This window comes from Paenibacillus septentrionalis (assembly GCF_042659865.1).
GTDB classification, from domain to species: Bacteria; Bacillota; Bacilli; order Paenibacillales; family Paenibacillaceae; genus Pristimantibacillus; species Pristimantibacillus septentrionalis.
Window position 1 is genome coordinate 215,825 of the sequence record NZ_JBHSTE010000006.1, and the last position, 20,619, is coordinate 236,443.

At 43.4% G+C, this 20,619-nt stretch carries 17 protein-coding genes; 14 read left to right on the forward strand and 3 right to left on the reverse strand.

Annotated features, from left to right (window positions below; genetic code table 11):
* A partial coding sequence (locus tag ACFP56_RS17960) for an S-layer homology domain-containing protein (protein WP_379237124.1) occupies positions 1 to 2,244 on the forward strand: 2,244 nt, incomplete at its 5' end.
* A gap of 147 nt (positions 2,245 to 2,391) precedes the next feature.
* Positions 2,392 to 3,477 carry a response regulator gene (locus ACFP56_RS17965; RefSeq protein ID WP_379237126.1) on the forward strand — a complete coding sequence of 362 codons (1,086 nt, stop codon included), beginning with the start codon at positions 2,392 to 2,394 and terminating at the stop codon, positions 3,475 to 3,477.
* Positions 3,478 to 3,706: 229 nt separating this feature from the next.
* Here ACFP56_RS17965 and ACFP56_RS17970 read toward each other — a convergent pair whose 3' ends face one another.
* Positions 3,707 to 5,215: a carboxylesterase/lipase family protein gene (locus ACFP56_RS17970; protein ID WP_379237128.1), complete on the reverse strand. Its 1,509-nt coding sequence runs from the start codon at positions 5,213 to 5,215 to the stop codon at positions 3,707 to 3,709.
* A 196-nt stretch (positions 5,216 to 5,411) separates the two neighbouring features.
* Between ACFP56_RS17970 and ACFP56_RS17975 the strand changes: the two genes are divergently transcribed.
* The 5 genes from ACFP56_RS17975 (at position 5,412) to ACFP56_RS17995 (ending at position 9,758) form a co-directional block, all read left to right on the forward strand.
* Complete coding sequence (locus ACFP56_RS17975; protein ID WP_379237130.1) at positions 5,412 to 6,272, forward strand: hypothetical protein; 861 nt, start codon at positions 5,412 to 5,414, stop codon at positions 6,270 to 6,272.
* A 112-nt stretch (positions 6,273 to 6,384) separates the two neighbouring features.
* Positions 6,385 to 7,083, forward strand: a complete 699-nt coding sequence (locus tag ACFP56_RS17980) for a response regulator transcription factor (protein WP_379237132.1) — start codon at positions 6,385 to 6,387, stop codon at positions 7,081 to 7,083.
* A gap of 3 nt (positions 7,084 to 7,086) precedes the next feature.
* The gene (locus ACFP56_RS17985) at positions 7,087 to 8,022 is read left to right on the forward strand and encodes a sensor histidine kinase (RefSeq protein WP_379237134.1); all 936 of its coding nucleotides are present in this window, start codon (positions 7,087 to 7,089) and stop codon (positions 8,020 to 8,022) included.
* Between the two features lie 142 nt (positions 8,023 to 8,164).
* Entirely contained in the window at positions 8,165 to 9,088 is a 924-nt protein-coding gene (locus ACFP56_RS17990) for an ATP-binding cassette domain-containing protein (RefSeq protein ID WP_379237136.1), read from the forward strand.
* Positions 9,072 to 9,758, forward strand: coding sequence for an ABC transporter permease (locus tag ACFP56_RS17995; protein WP_379237280.1), 687 nt, complete (start codon positions 9,072 to 9,074; stop codon positions 9,756 to 9,758). The genes ACFP56_RS17990 and ACFP56_RS17995 overlap by 17 nt, the downstream gene beginning before the upstream one ends.
* 140 nt (positions 9,759 to 9,898) lie before the next feature.
* On the opposite strand, the gene ACFP56_RS18000 is transcribed toward ACFP56_RS17995, so the two are convergent.
* Entirely contained in the window at positions 9,899 to 11,677 is a 1,779-nt protein-coding gene (locus ACFP56_RS18000; protein WP_379237138.1) for a glycoside hydrolase family 13 protein, read from the reverse strand.
* Positions 11,678 to 11,957: 280 nt separating this feature from the next.
* The gene (locus tag ACFP56_RS18005; RefSeq protein WP_379237140.1) at positions 11,958 to 12,767 is read right to left on the reverse strand and encodes a lipoate--protein ligase family protein; all 810 of its coding nucleotides are present in this window, start codon (positions 12,765 to 12,767) and stop codon (positions 11,958 to 11,960) included.
* Positions 12,768 to 13,076: 309 nt separating this feature from the next.
* Here ACFP56_RS18005 and ACFP56_RS18010 point away from each other — a divergent pair, with 309 nt between their 5' ends.
* From ACFP56_RS18010 to ACFP56_RS18040, 7 genes are all read left to right on the forward strand, one after another.
* Positions 13,077 to 13,967, forward strand: coding sequence for a LysR family transcriptional regulator (locus ACFP56_RS18010; RefSeq protein WP_379237142.1), 891 nt, complete (start codon positions 13,077 to 13,079; stop codon positions 13,965 to 13,967).
* A gap of 244 nt (positions 13,968 to 14,211) precedes the next feature.
* A complete protein-coding gene (locus ACFP56_RS18015; RefSeq protein ID WP_379237282.1) occupies positions 14,212 to 15,060 on the forward strand; it encodes an ABC transporter ATP-binding protein in 849 nt (282 codons plus the stop codon).
* 210 nt (positions 15,061 to 15,270) lie between these two features.
* On the forward strand, positions 15,271 to 16,893 hold the full coding sequence (locus ACFP56_RS18020; protein WP_379237144.1) for a spore germination protein: 1,623 nt from the start codon (positions 15,271 to 15,273) through the stop codon (positions 16,891 to 16,893).
* Positions 16,890 to 18,068: a Ger(x)C family spore germination protein gene (locus ACFP56_RS18025; protein ID WP_379237146.1), complete on the forward strand. Its 1,179-nt coding sequence runs from the start codon at positions 16,890 to 16,892 to the stop codon at positions 18,066 to 18,068. Before ACFP56_RS18020 ends, ACFP56_RS18025 begins: the two co-directional genes overlap by 4 nt.
* Positions 18,065 to 19,171 (forward strand): GerAB/ArcD/ProY family transporter, encoded by a 1,107-nt coding sequence (locus ACFP56_RS18030; protein ID WP_379237148.1) that lies wholly within the window; start codon positions 18,065 to 18,067, stop codon positions 19,169 to 19,171. Before ACFP56_RS18025 ends, ACFP56_RS18030 begins: the two co-directional genes overlap by 4 nt.
* Entirely contained in the window at positions 19,168 to 19,380 is a 213-nt protein-coding gene (locus ACFP56_RS18035) for a hypothetical protein (RefSeq protein ID WP_379237150.1), read from the forward strand. Before ACFP56_RS18030 ends, ACFP56_RS18035 begins: the two co-directional genes overlap by 4 nt.
* 169 nt (positions 19,381 to 19,549) lie before the next feature.
* Entirely contained in the window at positions 19,550 to 20,521 is a 972-nt protein-coding gene (locus ACFP56_RS18040; RefSeq protein ID WP_379237152.1) for a cation diffusion facilitator family transporter, read from the forward strand.
* Positions 20,522 to 20,619 lie beyond the last annotated feature (98 nt).

Below are 20,619 nucleotides of genomic sequence, written 5' to 3' on the forward strand. Positions count from 1 at the left end.
AAAACGTTGCTTAAAGCAAAAGCTGATGAGATCGACGAAGCGATCGAAGCAGGCGAGCTGAAGGAAGAAGCGTACACAGAAGCAAGCTGGCAGGCCCTTGAAGAAGCATTAACAGAAGCGAAGAAAGTGCTAGCGGATGAAGATGCAACGCAAGAGGAAGTGGATGCAGCACTAGAAGCATTAGAAAATGCGCATGAGAAGCTAGTACCAGCGCCAGTCGTACCGAGCGTGGACAAAACGTTGCTTAAAGCAAAAGCTGATGAGATCGACGAAACGATTGAAGCAGGCGAGCTGAAGGAAGAAGCGTACACAGCTGACAGCTGGCAAGCGCTTGAAGAAGCATTAACAGAAGCGAAGAAAGTGCTAGCGGATGAAGATGCAACGCAAGAGGAAGTGGATGCAGCACGAGAAGCATTAGAAAATGCGCATGAGAAGCTAGTACCAGCGCCAGTTGTACCAAACGTGGACAAAACGTTGCTTAAAGCAAAAGCTGATGAGATCGACGAAGCGATTGAAGCAGCCGAGCTAAAAGGAGCAGACTACACAGAAGCAAGCTGGCAAGCGCTTGAAGAAGCATTAACAGAAGCGAAGAAAGTGTTAGCGGATGAAGATGCAACGCAAGAGCAAGTGAACGAAGCTCTGGCAGCACTGGAAAAAGCACATAAGGAGCTAGTAGAAGTAGAAGAGCCAACAGCACCAGCAGTCGACAAAACTGCCCTTCAAGCAAAAGCTGAAGCGATAGACGAAGCGATCGAAGCAGGCACGCTAAAAGGAGCAGACTACACAGCTGACAGCTGGAAAGCTTTGCAAGCTGCACAAGCAGCAGCGAAAGCTGTCCTTGCTGACGCGAATGCAACACAAGCAGAAGTAGACAGCGCACTAGCTGCTCTATCAGATGCATATGCGAAACTAGTAAAAGCACCAACTTCTCCAGGCAACGGTGGCGGTACGGTTCCAACACCAGCTCCAACACCAACACCGACGCCAGAGAGCCCGATTATTTCAACAGCGGACGGTTCTAAAGTTCCATTCGCTTCAGCCTCAACTGTACAAACAGGTGATCGTTCACAAATTACGATCAAAGTGGAAAGAGACAAGCTGTCCGAGCTTCTAAACGAGGGCACAGGTCAAAAGCTTGGTATCCAGGTCCCTGGCAGTGGAGATGTTGATGTTCAAGGCTTGACTGTTGAAGATCTGAAGAAGCTTATCGATACTGGCTCTAGCTTGGATATTGAAGATTTGCTTGCGATTTATCCAGTTCCAGCGGATCAATTGAAGCTAGACGAGATTGTGAGTCAATTTGGCAACACACCGCTTAGCGAGATTGAAGTTAACATCAAGATTAAGCGTTCTTCAGAAGCTCTGGCTAACCTTGCTACAGAACAGGTGGCTGCAAAAGGCTATGAGTTGCTAGTCCATCCTGTTGAGATTGATTTGACCTTTACACATGACGGTCAAACGAATCAAGCGGATCTGTTAGCAGGATATGCTGTGAAGTACATTGCGCTTCCTGAAGGCATTGATCCAAACCGTATTACAACGGGAGTAGTTATTAAGCCGGACGGAACGGTACTTCATGTTCCAACAGTTGTAACGAAGTTTAACAATCGTTACTTTGCTCTTATTAACGATTTGCGCAGCTACGGAACATACTCCGTCATCTGGAATCCTAGAGATTTAAATGATGTGAAAACTCACTGGGCAAAAGATAGTGTAAACAATATGGCAGCAAGATTGGTGATTGAAGGAACAGGAAATAACAACTTCACGCCTGACCGTGTCATTACACGCTCTGAGTTTGCTGTATTTATCGTAAGAGGATTAGGCTTAATGCATTTGGATGTGGAGCAAAACAAATTCCACGATGTGTCAACAGCAATTTGGTTCCATGATGCAGTTACGATTGCTAATGATTTTGGAATCGTGCTTGGTTATAATGATGGTGCGTTCCGCGGCGATCTGGAGATTACGAGAGAGCAAGGCATGGCGATGATCTATCGCAGCTTCCAGTTGATTAATCCTGAAGCATCTATGAGTGAAGATCAAATTAATTCAGTACTTTCTACGTACGATGATGCTCATAAAATAGCGCCATGGGCGAAGGAAGCAATCGCTATGTTGATCTCCCAAGGGATTACCGAAGGAAAGAACGAGCAATTGTTGGATCCAAAAGGTGAAATGACACGTGCAGAAGCGGCAGCATTGATCCAAAGATTGTTAAAAGCAACACAGCTAATAGATTGATTAGGAAGCAGCCGCTATCGGTTTTTATGACCGATGGCGGTTGTTTTATCTTTACGAACTAGTGGAGTTTAACGGAACTTATGACAAATATCAGTTAAAACGTGGTAAGCTTATTATGCTAGAAGTTCGAGTAGGAAGGGGATAATAATGAGAGCCGTACTTGTGGACGATGAGCAATTGGCTCTGCTGCAGCTTAAGAGAATATTCGAACATGACATCAAGGGAGTTGACGTTGTTGAAACCTGTTCCAATCCACACGAGGTAGTTGAAATCGTAACTAGACATCAGCCAGATGTTGTTTTTCTCGATATTCAGATGCCTGAAGTCAACGGCTTAAAGCTGGGGGAGCGCCTACAGTCGTCTATGCCCAGTATAGAAATCGTATTCGTTACAGCATACGACCGTTATGCAGTGCGAGCCTTTGAGCTTTACGCTATTGACTACATCATGAAACCGGTACATTCGCAGCGTTTACAATTAACCGTGCAACGTCTGTCTGAAAAAATTAAGGTTAAAAATGAAAGTCAGCCCAAGGAAATGAATACCCCTTTTTTGTTTTGCTTTAATCAAATTCGCTATCAGCTGCCTGGGGAAGAGCCTCAACCGATCAAATGGCGCACAAGCAAAGCACGCGAGCTGTTCGCTTTTTTGTTGCATAACCGTGGCCGTTCTGTTGATCGAAGCACGCTGACGGAGCTCTTATGGCCCAATCTTGAAGAGTCGCGTGCACAGCAGCAGCTTTACACTACGATTTATCATATTCGTCAAACACTAAAAAGAATCGGAATGGATACGGTCACGATCAATAGTGTAGATTTAGAAACGGGATATAGACTAACAGTTGGAGAAGTCCAAGTGGATGTAGAGCAGTGGGAAAACAAACTGAAGCAATTGGCTGCTCCAAGCCTCGAGCTTGTTGAGGAGTACGAGCAAATTTTCCAACAATTTGAAGGAAATTATTTAGGAGATTACGAGTACTTGTGGGCTGAGCACGAACGGGAAAGGCTGCGAATATTGTGGTTAAACCATACCAAAAGCTTGGGCAAGCTATATATTAAGCATGGAATGATGGAAAAGGCCATTCAGGTGTATAGAACCGTTCAGCAGCAGCTTCCCGATGAAGAAGAAACATACTTTACCTTAATAGAATTATATGATGCCTTAGGGGATAAAGGAGGAGTAGAAGAGCAGTATTGGTTATTATCTTCCAGATCAGAGAAGGAGTGGGAGTGATATAGTTGTTCAAGTATAAATAAGAATGCTATCATCCTTAATAGATGGAAAGATACATAATTGCATAAAAATCATGAAGCTGTATTCCAAGTCTTGTAAAGGACTCGTTAGAATACAGCTTCTTTTAAGTAAGTGTTTTGGAATTTTGGTCGTGTAAAATCTCCTAAAGAGAAATAACTTTTTGCTTCAAATAGCGCTACCCCGTTTTCCATCTACTGGTCTTTACTTTTCAGAATGCTCCGTCAATGCAATAAACTTGATCTGGAAAGTTTGGATCGTCCTCGATGTCGAGCTGCCCTAGCACACTGCCTGAATCAGTGAAGCGCATAACGGCAGATTGCTGCACATGATGGCGCGGCCATTTTCCAGTACCGACCGTTTCAGGATTGCCAGTGTGTATAAAAGCTGCCCATGCGTCATGCATAACGGTGGCAAGCTTTTGCTCATTCTCGCCTGTTGCGCGGCCGAAGACGAACGGCATTTCGTCGCCATGTGCCGAATTCAATTCACCATTGCGCTCAAAGCTGTACATCCACACGTCTGCTCCAGCACTGTTGTATGCAGCCGCAGTACGGGCGGCGGAGATGCGATACATATAGTCCGTGATTACAGCCCGCCAAGCTGGTAGGTCGGAAGGCTCTTGCAGTAGGGCGCGTCCGCTTCGTCGCAAATAGGCTGCTTCCACTAATGGCGCGCGATCGCCAAACATGCGGCTGAGAAAGCCGTCAGGTCCTGCACCTTCGCCAGGCGTACCGATCTCCAGGTTGGCTGCTTCGTGGCGGTTCGTCCCGATTAACAACGCTGGCATTGAATGTCGCTTCCTCTGAACAGACTTCATTGGCGGTGATTCAATAACTACGTTGTCAACGACTGGTCCAAAGAAGTGGACACCGCTAAAGTCGCGGCATAGTGCTGATTGTGCATCCATTAGAGCTTCTGCCGGCAACTCCAGTAGCTTCCTAGCATTGTCTCGCTGCAACTCCAGCAGTTGTAGATACCTGTCCGCGATTGCCGTAGCTGTGCTTTGCTCGCGTAATGCCTGAACGGCTCCACTCTGTGCGATAGCGCTGCAGAATAAGCCATCCGCTAACGGTGAAGACAGCAAGCCGCCAACACACTTCGCTCCAGCCGATTGTCCCATAATTGTTATTCGATTCGGATCTCCACCGAAGGCCGTAATATTAGCTTTTGTCCATTGCAGCGCTTCTATCAAATCGAGTATGCCGCAATTGCCTGACGAACGATAATCTTCACCCAGACAGTCTGACAAATCAAGAAAGCCGAACACGCCCAAACGATAGTTTACTGTTATAACGACGAGGCCTTGATCTGCAAATGTTCCACCGTGGAAAGCAGGATCTGCCCCTGAGCCGCCTGTAAAGCCCCCACCGTGAATAAATAAAAGCACGGGACGAAGCGGGCCTTTTGTTGCTTTTGTCCAGATGTTGAGTGTTAGGCAGTCTTCGGATTGTCTCGAGTTAAAGTCCAGCACACCTGGCTGGCAAGCTGCCGGACCATAACGATTCGCTTCAAGTATGCCTTGCCATGGCATTTTCTTCTGTGGCGGACGAAAGCGGCGCTGAGGACCTGTTGGCGGTTCAGCATAAGGCACACCATAAAAGGCAAGTCGATCATGGTCAAATATGCCGCGCAAGAAACCAAGTGAGGTTCGCACGATCGGTCCAGGCAGCTTTTTGCCTGCTGATTTGGAGCGTTGGTCGGTAAAGCTATTTTCCACTGTGAGCCACCTCCCCTTTATTGTGAAAATATATGTTAAATTGACCTTGATATAATTCTATATGGAAATTATTGTAGTATAAGAAGTTCACAATGTCTAAGTATTTTAATCATGACTAATTTGGAGTGAATAAAGAGATTTTGTATGATAGTATGCCTTATAATAGATAGATCAATATCAATTGAGGTGAATGGATATGTCTAGCCCTATTGAGATTCCAGAGCTGTTAAGCAGTATTATAAGCTGGGAGAAGGAAATCGCAAAAGATGTTCCGTACTTAGAAACGCCGACAGGCTACTTTTTAAGCTTTAATCCTAAAGTTAATGGGGGATATAGATGCTCTCCCTGCGACTCTATTGTATTTGCAGATACTGGCTGTGACGGTGTTCACTTTGCGTTGCTTACAGATTTCGGTCTGAATAAGGATTTGAGTCAAGCGCCTGTCATATGCGTATCGCCTATGGATTTTGGCAATTTTGTACGCGTCGTTGCGGACAATTTGTTTGATTTCTTCTCACTAAGCCTGATGGGACATGATAGCTTTTTATTTAATGATTTTCAATCGAAGGCATCTTATGAACAGTTTCTGAAGGAAAGAGAAACGAAGGAGTATTCCGAGTATTTTGATCATGTGAAGTGGGAAAAGCAAAAAGAAATCGTAAAAGAGCGAGCATTTAAGCAATTTAATCTTAAGCAGATTGATTCCCCCTATGATTATGTGAAGCAGCTGCGCGATAAGCGAGCTGAAAGCATCGTTATAAGCACGGAAGATCATCTAGGGATTATACCATTGCAATCACGAGAAAAAGCAGTGTATCAAGCGCATCCGTGGGTGAATCAGAAGCTTGACTTTCATCGCTGGGATGAAGACTGGGACAAGCTGGTTGCTTTTGTACACGATGCTGAAATTGAAACACTGCTGTCGTTCGTTAGAGATTGCCAGTGTCATTATGTTGACAATGCGCGAGTCATTCGACTGCTGTTTGATCGGCTTGAAGAGCTTGGTTTTCGCTTTGAAGCCGAACGCCTATTATACTGCATGCTGCAACAATGGTAGAATTTCCTGTATAGATGATAGAGGTAGATGGTAGAGATGCTAGCATAACGCTCGGAGATGCTATAATCAGAGAGCTAGAGCTTGAAAGCCGATAATGAATGGAAGTGTATACGTGGAAAAAGTAATTCTACTCATAGAGGATGATCGAGAGATTAGCCAGCTCGTAACTAGCCATCTGATGCAGGAAGGCTTTACGGTACTGACTGTCTTTGACGGAGCAGCGGCAGCTCAGCTGCTGGAAAATAACCGATTTGATTTAGTTCTGCTAGATCTTATGCTGCCCAAGCTTAGTGGGCTGGAGCTGCTTAAACGAATTAGAGCAGCCAGCACAACGCCTGTGCTTATTATTTCAGCTAAAGACAGCGATATCGATAAGGCGTTGGGGCTTGAATTAGGCGCTGATGATTATATAAGCAAGCCATTTTCCATGATTGAGCTTGTTGCGCGAATTAATGCCGCGATCCGCAGAGCGACGCAATCGTTTTCTGGAGCGAGCCAGCTTGCTGCTGCGGCAGTGCTGGAGTACAAGGATCTCAAGCTCGATTTGGCAACCTTTACAGCACAAGTTGGGGACGAATCCATTCCGCTAACATCAAAGGAATTCAATATTTTGAAGCTGTTTATGACGAACCAGCGCAGAGTGTTCACGAAGGAGCAAATTTTCCATTTTATTTGGCAGGAAGATTTTATTGGCAATGAGAATGTAATCAATGTTCATATTCGCAGACTAAGAGAAAAAATAGAGCATGATCCTTCCAAACCTGTGTACATCCGTACCATTTGGGGAATTGGATATAAACTGGGGGAGTAGTCGATGGTACTGCTATTGGCTGTAGTAATTTTCGTGCAGCTCGTGATTATTGTGCTGCTGTATGCTTCACGCAGGAAGACAGCAAGGCAGCTAAATGATATCGTTACCAAGCTATCAGATATCGTTGAGCACGAAACCTCAGAGAAGCTGCTGCTGCATACGGACCACGAAACGATTCGGCGGCTGCTTAACGAGATCAATAGGCTGCTTGATTACAACCAAAAGGTAATTGCCGATTATGCGCGAGCGAAAACAAGCCTGCGTAAAATGATGTCCAACATGTCGCATGATATGAAAACACCGTTGACCGTCGTTCTGGGCTATGTAGAAAAGCTGAAGCTCGATCACACGATGTCCCATCAGGAGCGGCAGGCGGTCATTGACCGTTTGCACCTAAAAACAGAAAGCGTAATTGCGCTGCTCAATCAATTTTTCGAGCTAGTCAAACTGGAATCGGAGGACTATCGGCTGCCTATGCGGAAGGTATGCATTAGCGAGCTGTGCAGAATGCATCTCCTTGAATATTATGAGTTATTACAAGCGAAGGGCTTGCAGGTAAAGGTTGAAATTCCAGAGGACAATTATTATATAATGGGTAATGAAGATGCTCTACAGCGCATTTTAAGCAATTTGATATCTAATTCGCTCAGATATGGCAGTGACGGTGGTGTATTTGGGTTTGCTGTGCGTGAGATCGGCGATCATATAGCTATTGATGTATGGGACAAGGGTAGAGGGATTGATGAGGTTCATCATGATCGGGTGTTCGAACGGCTCTACACGTTGGATGATGCCAGAAATCCCAAGTTTCAAGGCAGCGGACTTGGACTTAGCATAACGAAGCATTTGACAGAAGCAATGAACGGAACCATTCATTTAAGCAGTGTGCCTTATGAGCAGACGATGTTTACATGCCGCTTTAGACGCATTTCGTATTAGGCCACATCAGAGGGTGTTCAAGGGGAACAGCCTCTTTTTTCTTTCCTGCAGCTTGCTTAAGAAATTTGTAAGGAATACGAAAGGAAAAAGAGAGGCATCACCTGTAATCTAAGTATACGAAAAGACGTAGAAGGAGGACATTATGAACGAAGTCGTGAAAACATGGGGACTGACCAAGCGAATAAGAGGAAAGATGATCGTTTCAGATGTGAGTTTGACCATTTATCGTGGTGAAATTTATGGATTGCTTGGCAAAAATGGCGCGGGTAAAACAAGCATTATGAAAATGATGACAGGAATCACGAAGCCGACAACTGGGGAAATGGAGCTGTTTGGTCAGCGCTTTACAGAGCAATCCAAGGCATTGCTAACGCGAGTAGGCAGCATGATTGAATATCCAACCTTCTTTGAGCATTTAACCGCAATAGAAAACTTGAAGCTGCACTGCGAATATTTAGGTTATTACGATGAGAAAGGGATGAAGCAAGCGCTTGATATGGTTCAGTTGTCTGCGATCGATGGCAAGAAGGTCAGCGAGTTTTCACTCGGCATGAAGCAGAGACTCGGCCTAGCAAGAGCGATTGTCGTCAAGCCTGAGCTGATTATACTGGATGAGCCGACCAACGGTCTCGATCCGATAGGCATAAAAGATATTCGCGATCTCATTATCATGCTGAATAAGCAGTATGGGATTACGTTTCTAATATCCAGTCATATATTAGCGGAGATCGAGCAGATAGCTGATCGAATCGGAGTCGTTGAAGGAGGCTGCCTGCTTAAGGAAGTGGCGCTGGATGACATTCGCAAGCAAAACACGGATTACATTGAGCTGGTGACGAACGATCCGAAGAAGACGGTCTTTTTGCTTGAAAATGAGCTTGGCATAACCAATATAAAGCTGATGCAGGGAGACAGAGTTCGCATTTACGAACTAACCCATACCCAGCAGGAGATTTCAAAAGTGTTGATTTCCAACCATATCGGACTTGTAGAGATTCAGAAGCGAACCAGTTCATTGGAAGACTATTTCTACAAACTCATTCATGGAGGTGGTCAGCTTGACTAAATTAATGCTGCTGGAATGGAGAAAGCTTAATCGCGTGATGGTCATAAGCGAAATTATAATATATATCGTAATATTGATGCTGCTGCCTACATTTTTTATTAAAGTGGTCTTACCCGAGATGGGACAAAGCTATGCCGCGGCAATGGAGTTGAATGGCTTTATTCAGATGGGCTTCATTCTAATGGGTGGCTCATTGATTAATCATGTATTTATTGAGGAATATAAAAACAAGACGATGGCACTAGCATTCAGCTATCCCATAAGCAGAAAAAAGCTGTTTTCTGCCAAGGTGTTATTTATCGCCAGCTTTGTATTTGGGCTTACGCTATGCTCCTTTATATTGTCGGGGGTAGCAACGTACACGATTAATCAGTTTTTTCCTATGATCGACGGAACGCTTACAAGCCTCGATATTATCACTTACTTGGCAACATCGGCAGCTCGCTCAGTTGCGATTACATTAATGAGCTTTGCTCCACTTTTACTGTTTGGCATATGGAAACGTGCGGTAGTACCGTTAATTATTTGTTCAATATTCTCAATGCAGCTGCCGAACTTTGCACAATTTGTTGGGATTGAGCCCGATTTGGTTGTTATCGTATTCGCAGTGATGGGCGCAATTAGCATCTGGCTTTCCATTCAACTATCCGAGCAGCTCGGCGAAACTTAAGGCAGCAGCCTTACTTGCATGGTGCGATAAAACAATTTTCAAGACGTCGGCAGTTCGAATAAAATAGAAAGCATACATTACAATGAAAAAGAGCTGCCTGAGCAGCTCTTGCACAATTAAAAATTATTATTGAAAGAAGCTTAAGCCTCCGCTTGCAGTACGATAAAGCTGTATGCTGGCAGCGAAAGCATAAGCTTATCCTGCTGCTTGGTTGCAGTGGCGATCAGCTGAGCGTTGCCATGTTCCCACAGCGTTGTCCACTTGGTCGCTTGTTCGACCTGCAATGGAAAATCAGTTTCGGTGGAGCGGGCGTTCATTGCAATAAGCAAACGCTGGCTGCCCTCTCTTCGTTCATAGACGAGCGTACCATCCGATGCGTCTCTTCCGGCATGAACAAAACGAATATCGCTTGAGCGAAGCGCCTCATGTCGATGACGCAAAGCAATGGCTTCCTTGTAGAATGCAAGTAAATCAGTGTTTTGCTGCTCAGGCTCCCACACCATGCATTTGCGGCAATCAGGATCTCCTCCACCGTCTATGCCAACCTCATCCCCGTAATAAATACAAGGTGTTCCCGGATACGTCAGCTGGAACAAGGCTGCTAGTTTCATTGCAGATTCATTTGAATCACAGATGGTTAGCAAACGCGGCGTATCATGACTGTCAAGTAGATTGAACGCTGTCTCTGTGACTTGCTGCGAATAAGCAGCTAGTTGATGTCCGATTGCGTGCGTGAAAGCTTCGGCAGTAAGGGTCTGATGTCCGAAAAAGTCAAGCACAGCATTGGTGAAAGGATAGTTCATGACTGCGTCAAATTGATCACCTTGCAGCCACATAATGGAATCATGCCATACCTCGCCAAGAATATACGCATCAGGATTCACATCCTTTACAACCTTTCTGAATTCACGCCAAAACTGATGATCGACCTCATTTGCAACATCGAGACGCCATCCGTCAACTCCAATTTCCTCAATCCAGTAACGTGCCACCTTGAATAGATATTCCTTTACCTCGGGATGCTCGGTATTCAGCTTCGGCATGAGCGGTTCAAAGGCAAACGTGTCATAGGTTGGAATGCCGTCAACCACTTCAAGCGGCCAGCTGCGAACATGGAACCAGTCAGCATACTTGGACTGCTGCCCATTTTTTTGTGCATCGACAAATGGAGGAAATGTTTTGCCTGAATGATTGAATACTGCATCAAGCAGCACGCGAATGCCGCGTGCATGACAAGCCTCAACAAGCTCCTTTAATTTTTCATTTGTGCCAAAGTGAGGATCAACCTTCAAGTAATCCTGTGTATCGTATTTATGGTTGGTTGTTGCTTCGAAAAGAGGTGTAAAATAAATCGCGTTGATGCCCAGTTCGGCAATATGATCAAGATGATCAATAACGCCTTGCAGATCCCCGCCAAAATAATTTTTTGGTGTAGGCTTGCCTCCCCATGGTTCAACATTGTCTGGGCTTATAGATGGATCTCCATTGGCAAATCGTTCAGGGAAAATCTGATAGAAGACCGCATCCTTAACCCAGGCAGGAGGCTCGAAAACATCAATCGGGTTAATGAACGGAAAATCAAAGAAGCTGTTCGGATCTTCAGGCAGTTCCTCTACGAATCCACGCTCTGTCATAATGATGTTCTGCTCCGTTTTAGCGTCAACTAGTTGGAACGCATAGCGAAGTCTACGATAAGGTGGGATAACGCTTGTCTCCCAATAGTCGAACAGCTCATCCTGAGCAAAAATTCGCATAGGAATCGTTTCAACAGTGCTCTTCCATGTGTATTTGTCTCCGACGATAGCTTCGACCTGTGAGCAATCATTTCTTTTAGTGCGCAAGCGAAGATGGATCGTTTGTTTGTCATAGGCATAGGCCCAATTTTGCTTCGGGCGGTGATAAACAGCTTCAAGCATCATACGATTCACTCCTTATTATTTGGACTAGACTAAAAATGTGGAGATAAAACAAGAAGAAGGCACAACCAGGACTATAAAATCCGAGGTTGTACCTTCTCCAACATCAATGTTCTCGCAAAGCATAGCGAACATATGGTTTACGGTAGCATTGCCTTTCTATTGTATCTCTCAACAAAATATATTATACACCAACATGTACCATAGGCATAGTAGTTATTTCAAAAAAATGCTAAAAAGATAAGTGGTGAAATGGTATAATGATAGTTCTTAAAGGATGAGATTAAGATTCATATCGCTGCTTGAGAAGAGCTGCCAATTCATGCACGTCTTCATTGCTTGGTTGCTGCATATTGGATAATTGTGCACCATTAGCAATCAAGGTATCCTTAATGGCTGTAATGAATGTTTGTGCTGCTTGTGGTCCTAAATGTGCCAACTCCTCAAGGCTTGCAGTAGAGTGCTCAGTTACTTTAGGGTAGCTTGTTGCTTTAGCTCCTGCAGTCGCCCGTTCATAGAACTGACGTACTAATGAAGCACGGTTATAATGACTGGTTTCTGCATTAATGAACGCCTGTACACTAAAAGCACGCAATTGTCTGCGCTGTGCAATGCCGCAAAATTTTTTGCCGTTAATGCTTAGATCAAAGTCGCCAGGGCAATAAGCTCCGTTAATTTCTCCGACATCAACTGATAAGCCGGTAAAGGCTAGCGCTTCTTGTATAAGTTGTACCATCATTGTAAAGTCGTGATGGAATGATGTCTCTCGTATAGGGAATATGAGCGATAGATTAACGACACCAGGGTCGAGAGGAACTGCTGCACCGCCAGAATGACGTATAACAGGCAAAAAGTTATTAGTCCTCAGCCATTCCATTGCCTGTTTGGCCAATGGCAATCGATAATCGCGCTGCCCAAGCACAAAGGCGTTTGGATGAAGCCATATATGGCAGATCGTTGCTTGACTGCTCGCGGCTTGCTTGCACAATAGCTCGTCTCTTGCAAAGGCATGAAGCGGGTCATATGATTCATATTGATCGCTTCGATCAAGTATGGACATGCCGCTTGCCCAAGAAGCGATATTTTGTCCCATGACACCTCACTCCTTTATTTTTGTTTAAGAATATAGTTACCATTATAGCATGCTTGCTGGCCTACTTATGAAAGGATTGTCTAGGAAAATATACAACGTAAATACTTTATTTATCATCATGACATTTCCATTTTGTGTATACTATATTATTAGGAACATAAAGAGATGATGACTAGTAACTCCTGTTATAAAAGGCACTATGTATCTGTAATGATTGTTCTAAGTAACGATGTATAGTGAACTAGGGTATTGTAACGTTGGATTATGGAATGTTACCGTATAGGTCAGCCGATGTTTTAGGAGGCGAATATGAATATACAGCAACTTAAAATCATAATTGAGCTGTCACAGCAACGAACCCTTGTTGAAATTGCCCATCGATTGGAGCTAACCCAACCAACGGTTAGCTTTCATATTAAAAAGCTGGAGGAGGAGCTAGGTGTTCCTCTAGTCGAAAAACAGAGTCGAAATCTAAAAATGACAAAAGCTTGTCTTGAACTTGTTCCATATGCCAGGCAAATTCTCGAGTTGATGGAAGAGGCCAAGCGTAGAGTGATTGAAGTAAATGGGCTATCGCAACCCAAGCTTCGTATCGGAGCAAGCCATACGCCTGCTACTTATTTTTTGCCTCCTTTTATTAAACAATTTCAAAAGCTGCACCCTGAGCTTGAAGTTCAGGTTAGAGTTAATCAGACACTAACTGCGATCGAGATGCTGCGTCACCATCAGCTTGATCTTGCCATTATTTCTTTACCTGATTTTACAATTGAAGGTTTGAATCTACACCCTTTAGTAGAAGACCGATTGTTGCTTGTATTTGCACCCGAAAATCGGTTGTCATCGCTTGAAAAAATCTCTGTTGAAGAACTTGGGCGTGAGACCTTTTTATTGCATGAAGCGGGTTCTACTTCCAGAACTGTGACGGATGATTGGGTGAAATCAACAGGTTTGCGGCTGCATCATGCTATGGAGCTTGGTGCTATTGAGACGATTAAGGAAGGGATTAAATGTAATATGGGCATAGGGATACTTCCTCAAATCAGCGTAGACCGCGAGCTAAAGGATGGAACGTTGCTTGCTCATCCTCTTCCTTCTTATGAAGATAGACGCTGCATATGTCTTGTACACCGCAATGAAGCCTCCTTGCCGGGACAGCTCTCTTCTTTTATCTGGTTTGCAATTGAAAATATGAAGCAATAGTATCATTTATATAACTCCTGCTGTGCGTCTGGTATATTGCAGCCAGTCTCGCTCTAAAGCAGGAGTTATTACTTATATAATGAGATAAGGCATAGCTATATTTACAATTTAATCGTTTTATCGTATATTGATAAGGATTATCATTATCGATGCATACGTATTGGCATTATTTTTATAATTAGAAGATTGCTTATCTAACTTACAATAGAGCTATAGCATATAAGGAGTGAGGCACGTGAGACATATGATAGCAGTAGAGGAGCTATCATCGGGCTACGACAAGGAACTGGTGTTTTCCAAGCTCAGTACGACGATTGAAGAAGGTAAAATATCAACGATTATCGGTCCGAACGGATGCGGGAAGTCTACGCTGCTGAAGACCATTGGTAGAATTTTGCATAAAAAAAGCGGCAATATATACATTCAGGATCAGAATATGGAGAAGCTTCATACAAGAGATATCGCACAGAAGCTGGCAGTACTTTCACAAAATCCTATTGCGCCTAACGGATTAAAGGTTGAGGAGCTAATTTCGTATGGGCGTTATCCTCATCGTAAAAATATTGGTCGCTTAACACCGAAGGACAAAGAAATGATTCATTGGGCAATGAGCATTACACATACACTTCCTTTTCGTGACCGGAACATTGAACAGCTTTCTGGCGGACAACGACAGAAGGTGTGGCTAGCCATGGCGCTTGCTCAGGAAACGAAGATCTTGTTGCTGGACGAACCGACCACGTATTTGGATATGGCTCACCAACTCGAAGTACTTCATATCGTAAAAAAACTAAACGAGCAGCATGGCTGTACAATTGTAATGGTGCTTCATGATATTAATCATGCGGCGCGCTTCTCACATCAAATTATCGCGATGAGAAACGGAAAGATTATTGCCGAAGGAGTACCAGAACAAATCATGACTCCCGAGGTGCTGGAAGACGTGTATCATATTGCAGCAAGAATAATGATTGATCCGGAAACTGGGTGTCCTGTTTGCTATAGTTATGATATGCTTCCAGAGAAGCCTGTTGAGAAAAAAGAAGAAGAATATACGCGTACACGGAATATGGAAACTGCGGTTATTGGATAGTTGTTATATGACGTAAAAATGACATGAGCATACATTGCTCATGTCATTTTTCTTATTGCGAAAATAAAAAATTAATATTAATAAATGTGAATTAATCAATATGCCCTCAGTGATGAGGGATTTTTTATTGTGAATTATTTATTTTTCATTCATATTTTTTGGGAAAAAGACCAAACTATCATTAACTAATTGCAAAAGGTGGTGAAGTTAGTGGATAAAGACAATGTGCAGTCAGATAACAAACAGCTAGAGCAGGACAGCATGCAGCAGCAATCAGCTTCCTCAAGTCAAACCAGTTCAGCTGTCCGTGATGACGTTCAAGCCGAGCAGCAACCATTTGAACCCACTTCGAAGCTGTCACCGCGGGTGGATTGGTTTACGCAGCAGTTAGATCGCGTTGCAGAAGTAGTATATCATCACTTTACAATCAGTTACGGTCATGAATGCATGCTTATTTTTATGAGCGGCATGTTTGATATCCAACAGGCAGAGCGACAGGTTATGGAACCAATACTGAATAAAACGTTCTATATGGTGGAGGAGCTGGATCAGTATCTGCTTGCACGGAGTCAGCTGCCTGTTTCCGAATTGAAATGGGTGGAGGAGGCAAATGATGCACTGGATGCTATTTTGCAAGGCCACGGTGTGCTCATATTTGAAGGCGTGCAAAAGATGCTGCTCCTGCCTTATGCAAAGTACGAGACAAGATCGATTGTGGAGGCTCCGAATGAAACGGTACTGCGTGGACCGAGAGAAGCATTTATCGAGGATATACGTGTCAACATCAGCTTGCTCAGACGCAGGATTAAAAGCCAACATTTCAAAACTGAGGAGTACACATTAGGCCGGCATTCAGCTACAAGAGTGGTAATCGCTTATCTGGAAGGTGTTTGCAAGGAGTCGTTGATTCAAGAATTGAAACGAAGAATGAGCTATTTGGACATTGATGCAATAATAAGCTCCAGTCAGATAGAGGAAGTGATCGCAGATCGGCCTTCGTCACCATTTACGCAAGTCCAGTACACCGAGCGACCAGACGTTGTCAGCAGCTCGATATTGGAAGGCAGAATAGCTGTTTTAGTAGACAATACGCCAATCGCTTTATTGGCACCGTCAACGATATTTTCAAAGCTGCAGTCGTCCGAGGACTATTATCAAAATTTTATTGCAGCAACAGCGATTCGCCATATTCGCTACCTTTTTTTATTTATATCTTTTCTGCTTCCTTCCTTTTACATAGCCGTTACAACGTTTCATGCTGAGATGATTCCTTATAATTTGTTAATCTCAGTTGCTTCAGCTCGAGAAATTGTACCGTTTCCAGCACTACTAGAAGCTTTTATTATGGAGGTTTCATTCGAAGCGCTTCGAGAAGCATCGGTTCGAATCCCGAAGTCTATCGGTCAGACGGTGTCCATAATTGGTGCGCTTATTATCGGAACAGCTGCTGTACAGGCTGGTATCGTATCAGCAGCAATGGTTATTATCGTATCGGTAACCGGTATTGCATCCTTTATTATTCCAAGCTTTGACCTTGGGCTAACGTTCCGATTATTGCGTTTTCCCTTGATGCTTCTAGCGGGAATGTTTGGGATCTTTGGAATGGCTTGCGGCATGATGCTCATTTATACGCATGCGATTAATCTTGATTCGTTTGGAGTTCCTTATCTATCGCCGATGGCACCAGTAAATCGTGAATCGACAAAGGATGTTTGGCTGCGAGTTCCGTGGTGGAAGATGAACGAACGCCCTTCTTTCGCATCACCAAACAATCGGAATCGCCAGCGTAGGCAGGCAAGGGGCTGGACGCTTGAAAAGGAGGATGTGGAATGAGACGGCTCGCTTTATCCTTGTTATTGTTGAGCATGCTGACAGGCTGCTGGTCGTCTATTGAACTGAATGACCAGGCGTTCATAAGCTTAATGATCATCGATCGCAACGATGATGGGATTGAAGTGACCTTTGGAATTCCTTTAACTAACAACCTGGCAGGTGGCGAGGCTGCCGGGTCAGCTGCTAATGGGCAAGTTTTTGGTTATTTCAGCAGAACAGCTCCTAGCCTGGAAGAAGCCATTCAAAAAGTTCAGGGTGACTTGTCGAGAAGGGCTAACCTTGGACAAAATCGTAATATTATTGTTGGACGAGCATTTGCGGAAAGCGGCATTACACCGATTTTGGAGATGGCAGCAAGGAACCCATACATTCGATTAAATACAAATCTGTTTTTTGTAGATGGCTATGCGAAGGATGAGGTAGCAAATTCGAATGTTGTTTCAGAACGTTTTTTGGTCACAATCCTTAAAAAATATATAGAGCATCGTACAGTGCTGGAAACATCGATCAAAGATTTTATGCTTTCAAAAGCTAGCGGGGGAGACGGCCTGCTGCCTATTATTACGTTTTCGGACAAAAGTAAAGGCGCCGTAGTGGGCTTATCATCTACAGCCGGGACTGGAGGAGCTGCCATTATTAGAAATGGCAAGCTGGTGGAGCCATTCCTGACGCCACAGCAAGCCTCCGTTGCACAAAGCATACGTAATCAACTTGGCCAATATTACTTTAGTGTCCAATCGCCAACCGATGGGAAGGACGTAGGTTTATACAGTACATCCATCGATGTGAAGACGAAAATAAAAAATCACACGATAATGGTACAGCCTGTTTCCGAGGTTGTCGTAACAGGCAACAACTCATCCATTAATTTAACGATTAATGAGGACATAGAAAAGCTTGAAAAAGTGATTATGGATGATTCTAATGAGCAGTTGACAAGTACAATGGAAGTTATTCAGCAGTCAGGTGCAGATGTATTTCATTTTGATCGATATTACGCAATGAAATATCCGAAAGAAATGGCAAAATTGAAAGATAACTGGCGTGATTTTTACAAGGATCGATTAGTGATAGAGTTTGATTCTGTCGTTCATTTGCGTCGTAAGGGGGCTACTGTCAGATCGTTCTACAATAAATTCATTACTGAGAATGAAGATGGAGGGGATGGCTCATGACGACCAAGGTCGTAACTCAAAAGCAGCTATTCAAGTATTTCTCAATACATCTCATTACGACGGTCATTATGTTCATGATGGGGCTGCTGCTTCAGCAAAGCGGCTTCAATGCCCCTCATGGAATTGTAATTGGGGTTATTATTGGTCTATTGATCACATGGTTTGTTTTTAAATTTGCCAAGCGTAGGCCTGATCATTTTTTTGTGGACTACGGAGCAGAGATAATGACGGGCTGGATTCACTATCCGTTAATGGCGATTGTTGTTTTTACTAATTTTTGTATAGTAGCTATTAATATTTGGGAGATACAAGATTTCTTACTCCAATTTTATTTATCAGGAACGCCGCCTTGGGTTATTGCGATGATATGTGGGCTTTGTATCGCGTATATGGCACGTTACGGCATTAAATCAATGTTCCGAGCAGCAGAAGGTTTGTTTTATCTAACTCTTCTGTCCTTTATCATTATCCCATTTCTCGTCCGTTCAAATGTGGAATGGTTTATGGCTCAAGGCTTTGTTACTCATATGTCATTACGGGAAGCATGGCCAACTGCTTATTATATTGGAGCTGTTATTGGAGAAGCCTCGCTTTTCCTATATATATATCCCTATATTAGTGAAGCAACCTCTTCGATGCGAACGATAACGAGAGTTTCACTGCTTTCGGTATTTATTATCGTTTTGCATATTGTCCCTATTTTGTTAATATTGGGACCGGATTTGGCACAAAACTTAAACTATCCAGAGCTTGATATTATTCGGCTAATAAAAAGTGGATCATTTCTAGAGGCATTGGACCCAGTCATTATTTCACTATGGCTAATCAGTATTTTTCTTAAGATTAGCTTTATTATTTTTGTCATCGGTCACATTATATCTCGCTCGCTCAAGCTTAAGTACAGCAAGCCAATTATTTTTCCGATTTCTTTGTTTGCAGTAGTATGCTCCTTAAGTATTGCTCGAACGCATACGCAGTTCTTTAGCTTGCACAATGGGGGTGTTATGACCTGCATCTACTTCTCCCATCTCATTCCTTTCTTTTATTATTTCGTTGATTCTATACGAAGAAGAAGGAAGCAAAAGGAGGAAAATAACTTATGATTATTATTGCTATTGCATATTTGATTTTTGCAGGCTATGAAGTGTATTATTTGCAGCAGCGGAATGTTCCATTGAAGCCATATATCACGCTGTACAGCATCCTGCTTGTCATTAGTGAAGTTCTTTACTACTTTAGAGATGACTTTCAAATTATCGAGATGATTAGAGTGATGTTCGATTCCATAGAGCAAATGATTCTTCTCAAATAATGAGATTTTCTGGCATAAGGCAGGGGCAATTCCGAAATGAGTTTCAGTCTGCCTTATGTCTGGAGCCAATTCATATTCATGAATCCTTTATCGTCATTCATAATATTACTCTTCGTGCATCATACTATGCTCAAGTAAATTTACAATCATTGCAGGAGGAGGATGACCTATGAAGAAGGAAGGCTTATTAAGACAGGGCAATAAATCAGCACTAATGGCTGCGATTGTGAATGCTGTCATATCCGTCATAAAAGGTACAGCCTACATATTTACAGGAAATGTTGCGATGTTTGCTGAAACGATGCATTCTTTGGGCGACTCTGCCAATCAATTCTTTGTTTTTATCGGAAGTGCGTTATCGAAAAAACGCCCAACTGATCGATATCCAAACGGCTTCGGTCGTGTTGTGAACCTCGTTTTATTGTTTGCTGTAATCATTGTTGGCATCATGAGCTATGAAACGATCAAAGAAGGCATTCATCACATTATTCACCCGTCTGAATCGACAGGATTATGGATTAATATCTCAGTGCTATCGGCAGCAATTTTGCTTGAAGGCTATGTGATGTACAAGGCGATGAAGGAGGTCATTCGTGAAACAAACTCGCAAGCAAAAGGGATAGCGATTATTCCGAAGAGCTTTGCAAATTTGTCCAAAGCAAAACCTGCAACGAAGCTTGTGTTTATGGAGGATTTGGTTGCAACTTCGGGTGGACTTATCGCCATTATTGGTATACTGCTCTCCTATTATGCAGGGCTTCATGCTGCTGAAGGGATTGCTTCTATCATTATTGGCGCTATGATGTTCTATGTGGTCGGCAGAGTATTTCTTGATAATGCCAAAGGTGTTTTGGGCGAGGCTGATGACGAGCTGGAGGCAGCTATAGCAGCATATATTTTTACGAATAAAGAGATTAAGGATATTAAGGCTCTGTATGCGATGAAGGAAGGCGAGGATTATCATATCGAAATGAAGCTGGAAATCGAGCCTGACATTTCGGTAGGGCAAGCTATTGAAATTAAGGAGCGGATTGAAAACTACATTCAAGCAATGCCAGCCGTTACCGACGTGATTATTGAGTTCGAGGAGGATGATCATGTCCCAACCTGGAACAAAGGAAACCCAAATCCAGTCCCATAAATGCAAGCAGGAGATGTGAATATGTGACACTTTTGTGTTGACCGCAATAAAAGTTGCTATTGGTTCTTTACCTCTGTTATAGTTTACAAAATGCTATA